The sequence below is a fragment of the Haloarcula montana genome, assembly GCF_035666295.1.
Taxonomy (GTDB): domain Archaea; phylum Halobacteriota; class Halobacteria; order Halobacteriales; family Haloarculaceae; genus Haloarcula; species Haloarcula montana.
Genome location: NZ_CP142027.1, coordinates 989,526 through 1,006,610, shown reverse-complemented (window position 1 = coordinate 1,006,610; position 17,085 = coordinate 989,526). Strand labels below are relative to the sequence as shown.

The window sequence follows — 17,085 nt, the reverse complement described above, 5'->3', positions numbered from 1 at the left end:
CCACGTAAACTCGGGCCCGTCTTAGACAGACCGAGTGCGGTCGCTGGCAGCAACGGATGCCTACGAAGCGGTGTCACAGCGACGCTCGGCTGCCCTATCGATAGGTAGCCTCTTCGAATTAGCCCCGGACGTGTGGCGTCGTGCTAGGAGTAAATCCGTAGATTCATTTGGCGCCTTAACAAACTATGGGGTATGTTAAGCGACCGTAATATACTGATAACTGGCGGAGCTGGCTCTGTCGGTCGAGCTCTCGCCTCACGGCTTCTCGATGAGGATCATAACGTCATCCGGATTTTTGATAACAACGAGCCAGGGCTTACCGAACTGAAGTCACAACTTGATGACGACCGCTGTCGGTATCTATTGGGGGACATCCGTGATAAGGAGCGGCTTCTGCGTGCGATGAAAGACATCGACATCGTCATTCACACTGCTGCGATGAAACACGTCGATATCTCCGAATACAATCCGTTCGAAGCCGTCAAGACGAACGTCGTCGGCTTGCAGAACGTTATCGACACTGCAATCGACGCTGGGGTCGACCGCCTCGTTTTCACCAGTAGCGACAAAGCCGCGAACCCGGCAAACACTATGGGGACGACCAAGCTCCTCGGTGAGAAACTCGTGACCGCCGGAAACAAATACAAGGGACGGTCCAACCTCCGTCTCGCTTCTGTTCGATTCGGGAACGTTATCAACTCTTCTCAGTCTGTCATCCCCGTGTTCCGCGAACAGATTCGAAACGGCGGTCCGGTCACGCTCACCGACACTCGAATGACACGGTTCTTCCTGACCTACGACGATATCGAACACCTGATCCTGACGGCTATCGAAAAGATGCAGGGCGGCGAAGTGTTCGCACACAAGATGCCGGCGATACGGATAGAAGATTTGGCACACGCGATGATAGAAGTGTTCGCTCCTAAGTACGGATATGACCCGTCCGACATCGAAATCGAGATGATAGGCAGACGTGTCGGTGAGACCCTGCACGAGGAAATCATGACCGGACGTGAGGCACGACGAACGCTCGAGAACGGTTCGCTGTTCGTCGTCCCGCCCGAAGCGAGCGACCACGACTACTTTGAGTACGACGCGATTGACGGGTTCGAGCGGAGTTCGGACGTGGTCCGAAGCTCCGAACATGCCCCGAAACTGGACCGCTCGGGTATCATCGATATTCTGGAGGAGAACCACGCACTGGAGGTGCTCCCATGAGCGACACCGTCGCCGTCACCGGTGCGGCCGGCTTCATCGGCCGGTGGGTCGTCGGCGAACTGTTGGACAGGGGCCACGAGGTTCGCGGCCTCGACGACTTCAGCAACGGCAGCGAGCGAAACGTCCGGGAGTTCGCAGACAATCCGCGGTTCACGCTCTTCGAGGGCGACGTGCGGGACCGCAGCGACGTACAGCACCTCTTCGAGGACGATATCGACGCCTGCCTCCACCTCGCCGCCGAAATCGACGTACAGGAGAGTCTCGACCACCCGGACTCGCATTTTGAGACGAACGTCGTCGGGACGCGAAACGTCCTCGAAACCTGTCGGCGACAGGACGTTCGGCTCGGACTGGTCGGGACGTGTATGGTATACGATATGGCGGATTCGGAGGCCGGAATCGATGAGTCACACCCCGTCTCCCCCGCCTCGCCGTACGCCGGGACGAAACTCGCCGCGGAGAATCTGGCCGACTCGTACTACCAAGGGTACGACCTCCCGGTCACTACCCTTCGGCCGTTCAACACCTACGGCCCCTATCAGAAGACCGGGATGGCGGGCGGTGTCGTCTCGATATTCACGAGCCGCGACATCGTCGGCGAACCACTGAAGATATTCGGCGACGGCACGCAGACGCGTGACCTACTGTACGCTACCGACTGTGCGAAGTTCATCGTCGATGCGGTGTTCGACGACGCTGCCGTCGGCGAAGTCATCAACGCCGGGACCGGCACGGACATCTCTATCAACGACCTCGCCGAACTCGTCGCCACGGGTGACACCGAGATTACCCACGTCGAACACCACCACCCTCAGAGCGAGGTGCAGAAACTCCGCTGTGACCCCTCGAAGGCGGAGCGGCTCCTCGGCTGGACGCCCGAAGTCTCGCTCGAATCCGGCGTCGACCGGCTTCGAAGTTGGCTCCGTGCTCAGGACGATGTCTGAGGACCGCCCAGCCGCCTACGGTGGCACTGCGGTACGTAGCGACCCGCTCGGTTACGGCGGGCAGACACTCGGTGAGGGTGAAAAAACGGCAGTCGCCGAGACGCTTGACGCCGACTACATAACCCGCGGACCGAAAGTCGACGAGTTCGAGACCGATGTCGCCGAGTTTCTCGGTGTCGACCACGCTATCGCTACGACTTCCGGCACGACGGCCTTGCAACTTGCCGGTGACGCACTCGGGTTCGGACCGGGTGACGAGATTATAACGACACCGCTGACGTTCGTTTCGACTACCTATCCCGCCTGTCACACGGGTGCGACGCCGGTCTTTGCGGACATCGAACCGGAGACGCGAACGCTCGACCCAGAAGCAGTCGAAGCGAAAATCACCGACGCGACCGAGGCGATTATCCCGATGCACTACGCCGGGCATCCGGCCGACATCGACGAACTCCTCGCTATCGCCGACCGACACGACCTGTCCGTTCTCTGGGATGCCTGCCACGCTTTCGGTACGACAATCGATGGCGACCCCGTGGGGAACGAGCGAGACCTCGCCACGTTCAGCTTCCACCCAGTAAAGAACATCACGATGGGTGAAGGGGGACTCGTCGCCACCGACGACGACGAAATTGCGGCCCGTGTTCGGTCCTTACGGTCGTTCGACATGAACTACGAACCCGACAGCCACGAGGACGAACCGTGGTACCAAGTCACTGAAGGTCTCGGCTACAATCACAATGTGACCGACATCCAAGCTGCGCTCGGATGCGAACAACTCGCGCGGCTGCCGGAGTTCAAGCAGCGCCGTCAGGAAATCATGGCTCAGTACGACGAGGCGTTCGCAGATCTCTCCGGGCTGCGGACGCCAGTGGTTCACGACGATGTCGACCCGATGTTTCACTTGTACGCGGTCGAGATAGCAGATTCGTTTGGTTGCTCACGGAAGGAGTTTGTCAACGCGATGCATGCTGAGAACATCTACGTCCAAGTACACTACGTCCCGCTTCATTTTCATCCGTTCTTCCGAGACGAGTACGGGTACGAACGCGGTCAGTTCCCGTTCACGGAGTCCGTCTACGAGCGCATCGTGTCGCTGCCGCTGTTCCCGGGGATGACTGACGAAGATATCTCGTCTGTCGTTCGAGCGGTCGAACGACTCCACGAATACCACGCCGACTGAACGCCGCCACGAATACCACACTAACTTTTAATTCGGGACGTATTGTACGCCGTATGTCTACGTTTACCATCGGTGACCGCGCGATTGGGGCCGGCGAACCGACATTCGTCATCGCCGAAGCCGGTTCGAATCACAACGGTGACCTCTCGCTTGCCCGGGAGTTGATTGACGTCGCTGCGAATGCCGGTGCCGATGCCGTCAAGTTCCAGACGTTCCGGGCCGAGAATCTCTACGTCGAGGACAGCGGTGAAGCCGACTATCTCGACGACGACCGGTCTATGTATCAACTGATAGAGGACATGGAGATGCCCTACGAGTGGATTCCGAAACTCCACCGTCACTGCCGGGACCGCGGCGTGTACTTCATGTCGACGCCGTTCGACGAACGGTCCGTCGACGAGTTGGCCGAGTACGTTCCAGCGTTCAAGATTGCCTCGTACACGATGTCTCACCACCCGTTTCTGGAGTACGTCGCCGAGAGTGGTCTCCCGGTACTCATGTCGACCGGGGCACACGAGATGGACGAAATACGGGACGCAGTCGAGGTGTTCAGGCAGTCCGGACTGTCGGAGTTCGGTCTCTTACAGTGTGTGGCGTCGTATCCAGCCCCCCTCGAATCGAGTAACGTCAGCGTAGTCGAGACGCTGCGAGACGAGTTCGGCGTCCCGACTGGTCTCTCCGACCACACTCTCGATCCGACGATAGCCCCGAGTGCTGCCGTCGCCCTCGGCGCAGACGTCGTCGAGAAACACATCACCCTCGACAAATCGATGGACGGACCGGACCATCAGTTCGCCTTGGAACCCGACGAGCTATCGAAGATGGTCGACTCCATCCAGAAAACGGAAAAAGTAGTTGGTGACGGAGTCAAACGTGTCCTCGACGTCGAGCGCGAACTCGAAGATATCGCACGTCGGCGGATACACGCGACCACGGACATCTCAGCCGGCGACCGGCTCACGGAAGCGAACATCGCTGTCCTGCGGTCGGGCAACCGTCGAAACGGTCTCGAACCGAAGTTCTACGACGAAGTCCTCGGAGCCACGGTCACGGAAGACATCCCGAAAGATACTGGCATCACGTGGGATGTCCTCGACAGTGAGTGACTGCACAGGGTTCATTATCGTCACGCTTCCAACGTTGCGTATGGTGTGTGTCTCTCTGCGTCCGCTCAAGGTACAGGATTTGGAACTCGTGTTAGCGTGGCGTTCTAACCCACGCATCTATCGCTATTTTCGCGACCAGAGCGAACCGCTGCAGTGGGACGACCACGTCGAGTGGTTCGCTTCCCGTGACCCCGAGCGCCGGGACTTCATCATCGAACACGATGGACGGCGCGTCGGCTCCGTCGCGATAACCGCTGCGGGTGAAGTTAGCATCTATATCGGTGAAGTCAGCCTCTGGGGGAGTGGCGTCGCGACGGCGGCCCTGACCACCGCCTGTGAGCGGGTCGAGAACGACCAGTTGACCGCGTGGATTCACGAAGAAAACGAGTCCTCACAGGACCTGTTCGAACGGTGTGGCTTTGCCTTCCTCGATGAGGACGGCGATTGGCTCGAATATCAGTTCGAACAGCCTTCTCGAAACGACTCTGGGTAGCCAACACGCTGTGTAACGCTCTGTGTCGGTCCGGAGGAGAGCGCCAGTTATAATCTCTCTCTTGCTGAAAGGACGAGTATGTCTGTCCTCTGTGTGGTTGCGCATCCGGATGACGAAGTCATCGGTGTCGGTGGAACGCTCGCGCGTCACGCGTCTGATTCGGACGATATCCACGTCTGTATCCTCTCGGATGGCGTCACCTCCCGCTATGACGACATCGACCGGGACGTACGACAACAGATCGAACAGCGGAAACAACGGTCCAGAGACGCCTGTGACCGACTGGGTGTCACGTCTACGTCGTTCCATCAGTTCCCCGACAACCAGTTCGACTCCGTCCCGCTGCTCGAAATCGTCCAGACGATCGAGCGTGAAATCGATACACACGAGCCTGACGTCGTCTACACCCACCACTACAGCGACTTGAACGTCGACCACGAACTCGCCTGCCGGGCGACGGTGACCGCGACCCGTCCGCTGTCGGACTCCGGAGTCGACCGCGTTCTGGCGTTCGAGACGCTGTCCGCGACTGAGTGGTCGGTGACGTCTCCCGACAACGCGTTCCAGCCGACTTCCTTCGTGAACATCGAAGAGACTCTCGACGCGAAACTCGACGCCATCTCGTGCTATCAGGACGAACTCCGGGAGCCCCCACATCCACGAACGAAGACGACCATCCGAAACAACGCAGAAGTCTGGGGAGCGAAGGCGGGTGTGCCAGCTGCAGAACCCTTTTCGCTCCTCAGGGAAGTTCGCCGTTGAGGCTTTCGGTTGAACAACCATACCTATTTTACCAACGACGGGAAACTCACGGGCAGATGGACATCATCGTTAGCTTTCGGTTCTCGTTTCCTCTAGAAGACGCCGCCTCACGGTTACACACTAACGCAGACCTGCGTACCTGTGTCCAACGTGGGCTCGTCGACAGCCATAGTGAGAAAGAAGCGCTGGCTGTCACAAATATCTGTTGACATGAACGACAGAATCTATGATTGCTGTACTCGTGGCCCGCCGAACTATCGAGGAAGATACACTACGGGGCTATATCGATGACTGAACGAACTGTCGTAATCGGCAATCGAAAACTAGCGAAGTACGTCTTCGACCATCTCGTCCGAACTGGCTGGTCAGTCGTCGGCGTTGTGAGCCCCGCCGAGGAGCTTGCGGCGTCCCAAGCTAACTACGAGTCCGTTGCGGCCCTCTGTGACCGTCACGACGTTCCACTACACAAAACGTCCGACATCAACGACGAAGCGACACGGAAGTGGATTACCGACCAAGAACCCTCACAGTGTCTCTGTCTCGGCTGGGGACAGGTTATCCGTCAGCCGATACTCGATATCCCCGACCGGTTCTTGGGATTCCACGCGTCTGACCTCCCTCGCGGACGTGGAGGCGCGCCGATAAACTGGCAGATACTCTCAGGTGAGAGCGAAATCACCCTCTCACTGTTCGAGTACCTTGAAGAAGTCGACGCCGGGCCGATATACGGGAAGGAGCGCGTCCCGATACAACAGCGCGATACGGTGGCCACAATTTTAGAGAAGATAGCGACGGCGGCGATGCGTCTCTGTGACCGACTCAAAGAAACTACGCCGACGCCGGACCCACAGTCCACTGCTGGTGCTACGTATCGCCCTCGGCGACAGCCACAGGACGGGTTAATCGACTGGTCTCAGTCGACGAGAGTGATTTTTGATTGGATTCGTGCACAAACGAAGCCGTACCCCGGAGCGTACTCTTTCTTCGCTGGCGAACAGGTTCGGGTTTGGGAAGCCAGCACAGACGACAGTTCCGCGGACCCGGGTCAGTCTCCCGGTACGATACTGGACACAGACGGTGACTCCGTGACAGTTGCGACCGGAATCGGTCGAATTAATCTTCACCGTGTGCAGCGTGATGGGTATCCCGAACAGTGGGCCGATGAGTGGGCGACTAGCGTCGGTGCCGAATCCGGCGACCGTCTCACCCGAACTGCGGCACCCGACGACTGGACGTACACAGGGATCCGTGGTTCCGACGGCGCCTTTGATTACGATACAGCGCTGGCGACTGGCGAGACCGGCGAGATTCTCCTCGTCTCACATTCGGGTAGTAACGACCCGCAAATCGACGTCGACGTTCGCTATGGGTCAGATGTCATCTACGAAGGCACACTTACGGAAACGAGCGAACACCTATCCGTGACGTATCCAGCACCGGATGAAGTGACAGCCCTTATGGTGAACTTCTACGACGGTTCTGAACGCATCGACCGTCGTGTATTGAAGGTATATCCCACAGACGGGACTGCTATCTAGACCTCGTGGTCGATACCGCCGAGCGGGTAACGCCGCATCGACGGTGACGCGGCATACTCTCCCCCGTGATGAAAGGGTTCGTCGGTGCTGTCAGCTGAGCGCTCGCAGACTCGCAGACAGCCGCGATACTCCCTGTCCATCCACTAGCCGTCGACCTTGTCGCTGCCGTCGTCGTCTGGTGGAAGCATCGCTCATGTACTCGGTGATTGCCGTTCGGAGCGTGTCGACGTCTGGGTCAGTTAGTACCGTAGCGAGGTCCCGGTCCGTGAGCGCTCGGGCGATCAACGTTTGATTGGCCGCGACCGAGCAAGACACTATCGGTGTTCCCAAACTCAGTAGCTCGTAGGTGACGCTACTCGCCGTACTCAGGGCGAAATCGGCTCGATGCATCCGGGTCGGGAGGTCGTCTGGCTCCCGGACAACTCGAACGTCTGCCGGCACTTCGGCAGCTTCTTTCCGAACTGTTCTCTCCTGGGTAGTGGACATTCCTGGGCCGACGATAGCGTCGACCGTTACGTCGAAATTATCGAACGCCCGAACCGCTTTGGGCGTGAGGTTCGCAATATCGCTTCCACCCATGAGGACAACCGCCCGTTCTGGTGTCTCTCGCCACGGGGGGTTCTGCTGTGCTAGCTTGGCGATTTCACGTCGTAAGAGAACGTAGTCGGCCCCCAGAAGCCGTTCAGTGTCGGCGCTCGCAAACTGGTACTCCAAGTCGGCTGCGTAGATGTTTCCGTTGATGAATACGTCTGCACAGACCGCGTGGCGGTCGTCATCTTGGAGGACCGCAAGGGGGGCCCGTTCATATATCGCTCGCTGGTATTCCGTGTCTACGGGATACGCGTCTGTAAACACTGTATCGGGCGCTGCTGACTCCACCCATTCGATACACGGTTCAGGGTCGTCTCGTGACGGTAGGGTAACCGTCTGAACGTCTCCCGGGCAGACCCCTCGGACGTGAGCCGGCTCCGTGGTGAGATATGTCACTCTGTGCCCTTCCGAGAGAACTACTGCAGCGAGGGCGCTCGTCCGGACGAGGTGCCCGTATCCTATCTCCGGACCGCCATCGGCTCGTATTGCGATATGTGTCATTTATTCATATGGACTGTCGGTGACTGATACGGACGGCTCGGTCTTCGCTACCGACGCCGGTTCTCCCGTCACTAGTCGAGGCTGCTCGGTCGTACCTTACGCTTTCGAATACTTTTCCTGAATCAGTAGCGAACGCCAGAGTAGCTCTCCAGCGGGGTGAACCGCTGTGGTGTGGCGAAACGTGGCTCAGAGAAGCTGTGTAGCCGATTTCCATGTGTCACTGGCAGCCATCGCTACGCCATCGAGCCGGCATGGAAACGTCCCCACAGGTGCTACTTTTCAGGGTTCCTGACCCTCCCAGAGCGCGATACCGCACCGCCGCTGGCGTGTTGTCCATCACGGCTCGGGGTGTCTGTGCCGCCATGGGTTCTAATCCACTGGGCGATCGTTTCTGCCGGATCTGATTCGAGCGCATAGGCTGATTTGGCGAACTCTATCTGCCGTTCGTACAGCCGTTCGAGCTCGGTTCGGTCTACCCCTGCAAAAAACCCGTCTACCTCGGACGGTGTGTTGAGGACCGGAATTGGGCCGTTCGAAAAGTATGGTGACGAGTGTATCCGCGGTTCCCAGAAATTGACCGCGACACATGGGACACCGGTTGCGATTCCCTCGAGTCCGACGTTCGAGTCGATACCTACGACCAGATCGGACGCGTGAAGTTGCTCTACGAGGTCACCGGTCCGGACTCGCATTTCGCCGTCTAATTCAGTGGTGAGCGTGCGATAAAACGATGGATTCTCGGCCGGGTGGGGCTTGATCGTTACTGTCGTTGCGTTCGATGCTTCTGTCGTTGCGCTGGACACGGCCCGAACAAACTCCGTCCGGACGTGGTCCTGCCAGGGTTGTGTGATAACCAAGATTGACAAGGACCCGTCCGTCGGCACGTACTCTTCGTGCTCTGTTTGAAACAACCGACTCAGATGGGGACGGCCTGTTGGCACGAGTTCCGCCCTTTCGTCTACGTACGACAACGCTCGCACGTGCTCTATTCCTGGCGTCCCGGGTACGAAATGGACTGTGTCTGCCGGGGCGATATTTTCCCACCCCACGATGACCGAGTGAGGGACATAGTAGGTGTCTACGCCCAGTTCGTCAGCCGCAGCTAGTATGGCACGCTCCGTGCGGCCCATCCGACCGACAACTAATTTCTCGCAACCTGTCTCCGAAACTACGTCCGTCGTTACTTCGGCGAAGCTAGCCGCTTGGAATGCTTTCCCGTACACGTCCCGAAGAGCAAACTCGACGGTCCGTTCGAGCGGGAGACCGATTTCGTTTTCCAGCAACTGGACCAACTGTCGCTCCCAGCGACGTTCGTGACAAATCTCTCGTCGGAGGTCGCCCAGGGAAAACGAGAGTGCCGCTAACACCGTCCGGGGCGTGGCGAAGCTGTTGAACGGGGAGATACCGTATCCCTCTTTGATCGTCCCCGAACGCTTTCTCCGTCGAATGAGTGACAGAAACGTCTTCCCACGCTCTACTATCGATAGCTCGTCGAACTTTTCCAGCACTGGTTCCATGCTCTCGAAGCGCTCCCTCTCCGGCACGAAAAGCGTCTCCGAATCGGTGATCCCTCCGCCGACCGGGCCAACTATCGCCGAGAGTCCGAGGTCGAGTAGGTGGGGAGTCTTGTTGTACAGATGCGTAGCGTACTGACGCCACGGAGATGTCGCGTCGAGGGTGACGTTGCTGAGTGGGATGTCGACAGCTTCAGCGACATCTGCAGCAACGTATTGATATGGCGCTTCGACATCTTCGACACTTATTTCAGTGTACTGAGCAGTAGAGAGCCGTTCTACGAGACGATTTGCAATCAGTGCTGGAAATACCAAAGAATTATCATATACGGGGAATATAAGATACAACCGCAGACACTCGTAGATTGGATAGTCCCAGTCGGCCTGGATATCCGCCGAATAGAATCGTGCCAGGAGTTGCTCGACACCCTCTTGTGATATCTGTTCGAGCTCTTCTGAAATAACAAACGTATCGTCCTCGGCGAAAGTGTCGTCCGGTCGTGTCTGATGTATCTCCAGTGTTCTGCCCTCGGTCATAGGTAGCCGAGCCGTTCGAGTCGGTCTTGGACGCTCGATTTCATCTCCTCCGAGCCGTTTCCGTTGTCCGATTGTGAGTTACAGTAGGCGAGATGACCCTCTTCGAGTTCTTCGAGTTCTTTCAGGCCGTCCGCACCGAGATTCTCCGACCGTCGTATCTCTCCTGTGCCGGTGTCTCTGACGAACATCCGGTCCCCGTAGTCGATTCGCTGCAACCCCTTCGGTGGCAGCGTGTGGTCGTCGACGACGACATCTTGGTGTGAGCCGAGCGTCTCCGCGAACGACCCCGAGGGTCGGTCGCTGTCGACCGAAATTCCGGCCATGTCCAGTACCTTCTCGTGGATGTCGACCTGACTGAGCTGTTCGGTCTTTCGCTCGCCCCGCCGCTCGGGCGTCGCGACGATGAGCGGGATTTGGACGAGGTCGTCGTACAGATACGTCCCGACGCCCATGTAGTCGTCTAAACACTTCCCGTGGTCGGCAGTGACGACGACGTAGGTGTCCTCGTCCAGCGATCGCGCTTCCAGTTCCGTAAACAGCGCGTCTAACTGCTCGTCGAGGTACAGCAACGAGGCGTCGTACTTGTCGTTGATACACTGTTTCGTCGCTTCGTCGTACGTCTGGTTGAGCGAGCGGAGGTGCCACTCGATCTCCGCGTCACAGTCACCCTCCCGGAACTCGGACAGGTGCTCCTCGGACGGGTGGTACGGTTCGTGACCGTCCATATAGTTGAGAAACATGAAGAATGGCTCCCGGCCGTCGTACCCGTCCAGCCACTTGACCACGCGACGGTTCAGCTCCTCGCCGTCGGCGAACTCCGCATCGTCGTATCTGAAATTGAGGAGGTTCCGGACTCGCTTTGCTGGGTTCCCTTCTATCGCCCACTTGAGAAAGGCGGCGTACTTCCGTATCGGCTGGTCGGCGTGCGGTTCGAGACGGTCTGTGAGGTTTCGGGGGTGCTGTTCTTCGGGATACGGAACCGGTACACGGACATCGTGAAACTCGTCGAACCCGGTATCGTAGCCGAAGTCGGTCGATATCCACGGGTTGGTCGACAGCCCGACGGTGTGGTACCCCTCGTCGGAAAGCTGCTGTGCCAGCGTCTCCTCTTCGGGGACGTTGAAGTACTTGTGATTCGCGTGCGCGCCGTGAGCCGAGGGATACTGCCCGGTAAAGAGCGTCCCGTGGGTGGGGACGGTCCACGAACTGTTCGCGTAGACGTTCTCGTACACCGTCGCCGCGTTTCCGAACGACTCCAGACAGGGCATCGTCTCGCGTGTATATCCGTAGGTAGGGAGGCGGCGAGCGGAGACAGAGTCCATCACGATAAACAGAATATTCGGTCGGTTCATTGGCACAGGTTGGTAAGAGTCGGTAACGCGACTACGAAAATAAAACCTCCGTAGATAGATTGTGACGCCGTCGCCGGTGTCGTGGCGGCGGTCGGGAGACGGTATCTCAGATCTGTGTCGAGTACAACTCGGCGTACTTCCCGTCTTGCTTGATGAGTTCGTCGTGTGTCCCGACGTTCGCCAGCCGGCCACTCTCAACGGTGTATATCTTGTCCGCGTCTTTGACGGTTGACAGTCTGTGGGCGACGACGAGCGTGATGAGGTCCGGGTTGTACGAGATGATTCCCTCGTGGACCTCCTGTTCCAGCGTTGAGTCGAGGTCGCTCGTCGCCTCGTCGAGGAGGAGCACCTCGCAGTCTTTCAACAGCGCCCGAGCGATGGCGATACGCTGTCGTTGGCCGCCCGACAACCGCGCACCTTCGTCGCCCAGCACCGCCTCTAACCCGTCAGGGAGATCGTTGAGGAACTCGTCTATTTTCGCGACCGAGATGACCCGCTGGAGCTCCTCCTCGCTCACGTCTCTGTTCCCTATCGTCAGATTGTACCGGAGCGTCTCGTTGAAAATGAATGGATCCTGCCTGACGATAGACACCTTCTCGCGCCACTCGTTGATGTCGAAGTCAGTGATAGGCGTCCCGTCTGCCAGAATTGCGCCCGTGTCCGGCGTGTACATCCGCGAGAGTAGCGAGATTATCGTCGATTTGCCAGCGCCGGACGTGCCGACGAACGCCGCGAACTCCCCGCTCGTGACCTCGAAGGAGATGTCGTCGAGTACGGTATCTCCTTCTTCGTAGGCGAACGAGACCGAGTCGAAGGTGACGGTCTCGATTGACTCGGGGACTGGTGTCGTTGACTCGTTTGACTCTTGGTACCCCTGCATATCGTCGATGAACTGCTGGGTACGTATCATGTGTGGCAGTTCTCCTTCTGCCTTGTAGACGAGGTTATTCAGTGCGCTGACCCGCGGTGCCAGTCGGAACATCGCAAAGAGGTAGACAGCCAGTCCGCTGAGGGTCATCGCCGTGTACTGCAGCGCGACGAAGATGAGGACGAACACCGTTATCGCCGTCACCATCTGGTAGAAGTTGTCCAGCGCCGCCTGATTACGCCGGAGTTCGATCATCGACTCGGCGTACTGCTCGACGGCCGAAAGGAAGTTCCCGAACACCTCCTGTGTCATCCCGAAGACTTTCACGTCACGGATACCGTGTGTCCCCGCTTGAACGGCGCTCTGTACCTGCTCGTTGGCCTCCGCGATGTCGTCGCCGACTTCGTATCCCGAGGCCAGTACCGAGCGGATGAAGTAGGTGAACCCACCGAGGACGACGCCGGTCACGACGGTCAGAACCGGGGCCAGATACATCGCGATGACTATGTACATGATACAGAGGAATACCTTTTCGAGAATCTGGACTATCCACTCTATGACTCGCCCGGCGTAGGTCGCCTGTGTCACAATGGCATTGAGTATCTCGTCGGACCCCTGTTGGTCGAAGTACTCGACACTCGCCTGAAGCGTGTTCTCGAAGGCGACGGTCTGGAGATGCCTGACATACTCGGTCCGTAGCGCCGCTTTCAGCCACGCGACGAGGAAGCTCATCCCGAACCGAACTGCCATCACCGTTCCGACTCCTGCGATAATCGTCCCGAGGCTGTACGGGATACCCAGAATCGTATAGGCGCGAGTAAACAGCGTCACGAGCATCCCGCCCTCCCCGCCCCCGGACTGGGCGGCCGAGATAATCGGCATCAGGAAGCCGATACCGACACCTTCCAGCACCGCGACGACGATACTCAAGACGACGATGACGAGCGACAGTATCGGTCGATAGTTGATAACTGCGAGCAGCGCCCGCTTTTTCTCGGTCTGAGAGATATCGGCATCGTCGACCGTGAGGTCGGCTAGGTCGTCTGGCATATACCAAACACTGCTCGGTGATTTCGACTTGGGGTGCAAACGTCTTTTGTATTCCCATAGCCGCTGTCCGGCTTCTCGGGCTGCCTACACGACACGACCATCAGAGGTAGCCGAGGTCTTCAAGATTCTCTCGGGTTTCGGTATCCATGTCGAGACTCTGGCCGTCAGCCAACTCGAACTCTTCGAGCAGTTCCGCCGCCTCATCGAGCGTGAAACCGGGCGACCCCCACGTCTGTGGCGACTCGAACAGGAGTTTGAGTCCGCGAAGGCTCCGGCTTCGGCGGAGCTGTTTCCCGGCCGGAATGAGCGCGAGCACCCCTCCGAGGAGCTTGAGCTTGTCCCAGAACGACGAGTCGAGGAATGCGTGTCCACCCCCGTCGTCCCAGACGCTCTCGATGGTGTAGCTGAACTCTCCGAGTGGTGACGGGTACGGTCGGTCGTAGAAGCTGAACCGCTTGCTGGGACCGGCGGTTCGGCTGTGAACGTCTCTTCCGTGTGTCTCCGGCGTTTCGAGGTCGTCGACCAGTCCCGCGATAGTCGCCGGTAGGTCGACGTGGCCGAACGCGGCACCGGCTTCTCTCGGCTTGAGCGACGGGTGGATGAACGTTGTCGGGACATAAACGATCTCGGGACACGGCGGATAGGACTCGCCGACGTGGCCGTGCTCACCGAGCATCTGCCCGTGGTCGGAGAGAAAGACTATCAGCGTCTCCTCGCGGATACCGCGCTCTTCGAGAGGGTTAAGCACGAACCGCTCAAACCGCTCGACTGAGGACTGAACACCCGCCTCGTAGTCCCGTCGCATTCGTTCGTCGTCACCCGCGTGGCGTTTCAGATAGGACGATACCGATTCCTGTGTCTGGAGGGTCTCGTCGAACTCGTCGTAGGGGGCGTGTCCGCCAGCGTCCCGCATGAACCAGCCGAACGGCTCCTGTATCTCCGCCAGCGAGACGGACGAGTACTTTCCGAGCAGGTTCCCATATATTTCGTTGTTGAAGTTCCCCGCGGAGTCGCTCAGTCCAGCGTGCTTGAACGCGTCTAGAATCGTCCACTGGTCGTCGGCCAGGGAGTCGGTGAACCCCCGGATACCGTGGGATGGGAGATAATCTCCCGTGAGCATTGAGGCGATAGAAGTTGGCGTGTGCAGAGACGAGGAAATCGTGCGGTAGGTCACTCCCATTTCCGCAATCACCTGCGGGTGGAAATCCCACCGCACACCGTCGGACATGAAAACCACCAGATTTCGAATCTCTGCCATACGAATCGGTTATGTAGTATCGAGTTATACGTTTTGTTTTCCGAGACGCAGACACACACACACAACCGGCCGGTTTGACGTCCGTTGCCCGCGAAACAACGATACTCTCTCGTACCGAAAGAACTTATTTCACGCCGAGAAAAGACGCGGTAGATGCGGATTCTACATGCCATTGGTTCGTTCTTACCGGTCAAAGGAGGTGGCCCCTACTACGTTCATCATCTCTCCCGTCACTTAGAAAAGCGGGGACACGACTGCGTCGTCGTCACCACGACCGAAGGGGGACACGCCGAAACAGACACTGTACCGGTGTGTCGGAGCCGCTCAATCAACGTCACTGGCGCCCCCCTCGCACCGGGCTACCCGGTGACGCTCGAACGGGCGATACGGTCATTCGAGCCGGACGTTATCCACTCGAACTATCCACTGCCGCTCTATCCAGAGGTCGCAGCGGTCGCCGCTCGCGCCCACGATATCCCCCACGTTGTAACGTGCCATGGAGCGTTCGAGATGTCGCTCGACAGTTTTGTCGGGCTGGTCGGAAGCGTCTACAACCGCTCGTTGCTCCGCGGGACGCTCCGTCTCGCCGACTGCCTCCTCGTCTCCAACCGCGGTATCCTCGAAGAAATCGAGTTCTATCAGCGCTACCGGGACAAGACATCGGTAGTTCCAATCGGCGTCGACACGGACTGGTTCGATCCCGCCGCGGTTGATAGTGACCCCCCGTACAAGGCGACAGACGGGAGGCGAACGGTCATGTACGCGGGCGCCTTTCGTCGCTACAAGGGTCTGGGAACACTCATCCGGGCTGTCGACCGACTCGATCGGGACAGCGACGTTCGACTCGTTCTCGTCGGCGACGGTCCCGAGCGCGACCGCCTCGTCGATCTCGTCGATCGACTCAACCTCAGTGATACCGTCCAGTTTCCCGGTTTCGTGACCGATGAAGAGCTTCGACGAGCCTATGCCGACGCGGACGTGTTCATCCTCCCGTCGCCCACAATCACCGAGAGTTTCGGCATGGTGGTCTTAGAGGCGATGGCGATGGCGACCCCCGTCGTCACGACCCGCGGCAGCGGCATCGGTCGGGTCCTGCGAGAGGAGTCCGCTGGCGTCGTCGTCGAACCAGACTCGCCCGAGCGGCTAGCTAATGGCATCACACGGCTGCTCGACAACGATGAGCTGTATCGAAACCAGCGCGACGCCGGGACCGAACTCGTCCGAGACCGTTTTTCGTGGACGGAGGTCATCGACCAGAATATTTCCGTGTACCGCCGGTTGACTGAAATATGAGCAAGGCGAACGACCCCGACGGAGAACTTCGGGAGTGGCCAATCGCCGAAACCGTCTATCTGACGCTTGATTTCGAGTGTGACTATGGGACCGCGCTCTCGAAAAACAGGTACGAAGCAGTGAAACACGTCGGTCAGTTGGTTGAGATACTGGAGCGACTGGAGATCCCGGTTACTTGTTTCGTCCAGACCGAACTGCTCACTGAGGCACCCGAGACGGTTGAAAAGCTCCGAAATAGCGCTGTTGAGACGAGCTTCCACCCGCACTCCCACACTCATGCACCCCGAACCGAGACTTCCGTGTCACGTGAGATTAACCGGAGCGCAGAGGAATACCAGGCGTTTTTCGATCGGGAGCCGGCGGGCTACCGGTTTCCCAACGGGAATGTACGTCCGACCGATTACCAGCATCTCTCGGACGCTGGCTACGACTTCGACGCCAGCGTTTTCCCGTCGTGGCGACCCGGCCATTTCAACAACGTCCGTGCCGCGACACAGCCGGAGTATCTCCCGACGTTCGACCTCTTGGAAATCCCGTTTACCGTCTATTCACCGCTTCTCCGCGTCCCGACCGCTCTCTCGTACTGTCGGGTACTGGGGAAGCCGTTCATTTACCCGCTGGTCAACTCTCCGCCACCGGTAATAGTATTCAACATCCATATGCACGACCTAATCAGGCCGCCGGCGTATGAGGAACTCCCAGTCCAGTATCGGCTGTTGTACAACCGGAATACCGATGGAATGGCGCTCCTTGAGCGCGTACTAGGCCGGTTCCGAGATCACGGGAAGTCTTTCGCTCTGCTGGGTACGGTCTACAACCAACTCCAAAGAGGAGAACAACATGCATAGCATCCCTGACGACCATCGGTATGCGAAAT

Annotated in this window: 14 protein-coding genes; 9 read left to right on the top strand and 5 right to left on the bottom strand. The window is 58.5% G+C overall.

What is annotated here, in order from left to right:
* The first annotated feature begins 192 nt into the window (after window positions 1-192).
* The 7 genes from VJ109_RS05235 (at window position 193) to VJ109_RS05205 (ending at window position 7,244) form a co-directional block, all read left to right on the top strand.
* Entirely contained in the window at window positions 193-1,218 is a 1,026-nt protein-coding gene (locus tag VJ109_RS05235) for an SDR family NAD(P)-dependent oxidoreductase (RefSeq protein WP_324759593.1), read from the top strand.
* Window positions 1,215-2,162, top strand: coding sequence for a dTDP-glucose 4,6-dehydratase (locus VJ109_RS05230; RefSeq protein ID WP_324759591.1), 948 nt, complete (start codon window positions 1,215-1,217; stop codon window positions 2,160-2,162). Before VJ109_RS05235 ends, VJ109_RS05230 begins: the two co-directional genes overlap by 4 nt.
* Window positions 2,155-3,345 (top strand): DegT/DnrJ/EryC1/StrS family aminotransferase, encoded by a 1,191-nt coding sequence (locus VJ109_RS05225; protein WP_324759590.1) that lies wholly within the window; start codon window positions 2,155-2,157, stop codon window positions 3,343-3,345. The genes VJ109_RS05230 and VJ109_RS05225 overlap by 8 nt, the downstream gene beginning before the upstream one ends.
* A gap of 53 nt (window positions 3,346-3,398) precedes the next feature.
* Window positions 3,399-4,451, top strand: a complete 1,053-nt coding sequence (locus tag VJ109_RS05220) for an N-acetylneuraminate synthase family protein (protein WP_324759588.1) — start codon at window positions 3,399-3,401, stop codon at window positions 4,449-4,451.
* A gap of 40 nt (window positions 4,452-4,491) precedes the next feature.
* Window positions 4,492-4,944, top strand: a complete 453-nt coding sequence (locus tag VJ109_RS05215) for a GNAT family N-acetyltransferase (protein ID WP_324759586.1) — start codon at window positions 4,492-4,494, stop codon at window positions 4,942-4,944.
* A gap of 78 nt (window positions 4,945-5,022) precedes the next feature.
* Window positions 5,023-5,706 (top strand): PIG-L deacetylase family protein, encoded by a 684-nt coding sequence (locus VJ109_RS05210; RefSeq protein ID WP_324759584.1) that lies wholly within the window; start codon window positions 5,023-5,025, stop codon window positions 5,704-5,706.
* Between the two features lie 287 nt (window positions 5,707-5,993).
* The gene (locus VJ109_RS05205; RefSeq protein ID WP_324759582.1) at window positions 5,994-7,244 is read left to right on the top strand and encodes a methionyl-tRNA formyltransferase; all 1,251 of its coding nucleotides are present in this window, start codon (window positions 5,994-5,996) and stop codon (window positions 7,242-7,244) included.
* A 90-nt stretch (window positions 7,245-7,334) separates the two neighbouring features.
* Here the strand turns inward: VJ109_RS05205 and pseG are convergent, their stop codons facing one another.
* The 5 genes from pseG to VJ109_RS05180 form a co-directional block, all read right to left on the bottom strand.
* Window positions 7,335-8,336 (bottom strand): UDP-2,4-diacetamido-2,4,6-trideoxy-beta-L-altropyranose hydrolase, encoded by a 1,002-nt coding sequence (pseG, locus tag VJ109_RS05200; RefSeq protein ID WP_324759580.1) that lies wholly within the window; start codon window positions 8,334-8,336, stop codon window positions 7,335-7,337.
* Window positions 8,337-8,608: 272 nt separating this feature from the next.
* Window positions 8,609-10,387, bottom strand: a complete 1,779-nt coding sequence (locus tag VJ109_RS05195) for a glycosyltransferase family protein (protein WP_324759578.1) — start codon at window positions 10,385-10,387, stop codon at window positions 8,609-8,611.
* Window positions 10,384-11,739 (bottom strand): sulfatase, encoded by a 1,356-nt coding sequence (locus VJ109_RS05190; RefSeq protein WP_324759576.1) that lies wholly within the window; start codon window positions 11,737-11,739, stop codon window positions 10,384-10,386. Before VJ109_RS05190 ends, VJ109_RS05195 begins: the two co-directional genes overlap by 4 nt.
* Window positions 11,740-11,845: 106 nt before the next feature.
* The gene (locus VJ109_RS05185) at window positions 11,846-13,657 is read right to left on the bottom strand and encodes an ABC transporter ATP-binding protein (protein WP_324759574.1); all 1,812 of its coding nucleotides are present in this window, start codon (window positions 13,655-13,657) and stop codon (window positions 11,846-11,848) included.
* A gap of 100 nt (window positions 13,658-13,757) precedes the next feature.
* Window positions 13,758-14,777 (bottom strand): sulfatase-like hydrolase/transferase, encoded by a 1,020-nt coding sequence (locus VJ109_RS05180; RefSeq protein WP_324759572.1) that lies wholly within the window; start codon window positions 14,775-14,777, stop codon window positions 13,758-13,760.
* Between the two features lie 291 nt (window positions 14,778-15,068).
* Between VJ109_RS05180 and VJ109_RS05175 the strand changes: the two genes are divergently transcribed.
* Both VJ109_RS05175 and VJ109_RS05170 read left to right on the top strand, forming a co-directional pair.
* Window positions 15,069-16,208: a glycosyltransferase family 4 protein gene (locus VJ109_RS05175; RefSeq protein WP_324759570.1), complete on the top strand. Its 1,140-nt coding sequence runs from the start codon at window positions 15,069-15,071 to the stop codon at window positions 16,206-16,208.
* Complete coding sequence (locus VJ109_RS05170; RefSeq protein WP_324759567.1) at window positions 16,205-17,056, top strand: polysaccharide deacetylase family protein; 852 nt, start codon at window positions 16,205-16,207, stop codon at window positions 17,054-17,056. Before VJ109_RS05175 ends, VJ109_RS05170 begins: the two co-directional genes overlap by 4 nt.
* Window positions 17,057-17,085: the final 29 nt, after the last annotated feature.

What these genes read in the sequence shown, in the direction of transcription:
- VJ109_RS05170 (WP_324759567.1), top strand. Translation starts at nt 16,205, where the DNA reads ATGAGCAAGGCGAACGACCCCGACGGAGAACTTCGGGAGTGGCCAATC.
- VJ109_RS05185 (WP_324759574.1), bottom strand. Translation starts at nt 13,657, where the DNA reads ATGCCAGACGACCTAGCCGACCTCACGGTCGACGATGCCGATATCTCT.
- pseG (WP_324759580.1), bottom strand. Translation starts at nt 8,336, where the DNA reads ATGACACATATCGCAATACGAGCCGATGGCGGTCCGGAGATAGGATAC.
- VJ109_RS05230 (WP_324759591.1), top strand. Translation starts at nt 1,215, where the DNA reads ATGAGCGACACCGTCGCCGTCACCGGTGCGGCCGGCTTCATCGGCCGG.
- VJ109_RS05215 (WP_324759586.1), top strand. Translation starts at nt 4,492, where the DNA reads ATGGTGTGTGTCTCTCTGCGTCCGCTCAAGGTACAGGATTTGGAACTC.
- VJ109_RS05225 (WP_324759590.1), top strand. Translation starts at nt 2,155, where the DNA reads ATGTCTGAGGACCGCCCAGCCGCCTACGGTGGCACTGCGGTACGTAGC.
- VJ109_RS05205 (WP_324759582.1), top strand. Translation starts at nt 5,994, where the DNA reads ATGACTGAACGAACTGTCGTAATCGGCAATCGAAAACTAGCGAAGTAC.
- VJ109_RS05210 (WP_324759584.1), top strand. Translation starts at nt 5,023, where the DNA reads ATGTCTGTCCTCTGTGTGGTTGCGCATCCGGATGACGAAGTCATCGGT.
- VJ109_RS05235 (WP_324759593.1), top strand. Translation starts at nt 193, where the DNA reads ATGTTAAGCGACCGTAATATACTGATAACTGGCGGAGCTGGCTCTGTC.
- VJ109_RS05180 (WP_324759572.1), bottom strand. Translation starts at nt 14,777, where the DNA reads ATGCTCACGGGAGATTATCTCCCATCCCACGGTATCCGGGGGTTCACC.
- VJ109_RS05175 (WP_324759570.1), top strand. Translation starts at nt 15,069, where the DNA reads ATGCGGATTCTACATGCCATTGGTTCGTTCTTACCGGTCAAAGGAGGT.
- VJ109_RS05190 (WP_324759576.1), bottom strand. Translation starts at nt 11,739, where the DNA reads ATGAACCGACCGAATATTCTGTTTATCGTGATGGACTCTGTCTCCGCT.
- VJ109_RS05220 (WP_324759588.1), top strand. Translation starts at nt 3,399, where the DNA reads ATGTCTACGTTTACCATCGGTGACCGCGCGATTGGGGCCGGCGAACCG.
- VJ109_RS05195 (WP_324759578.1), bottom strand. Translation starts at nt 10,387, where the DNA reads ATGACCGAGGGCAGAACACTGGAGATACATCAGACACGACCGGACGAC.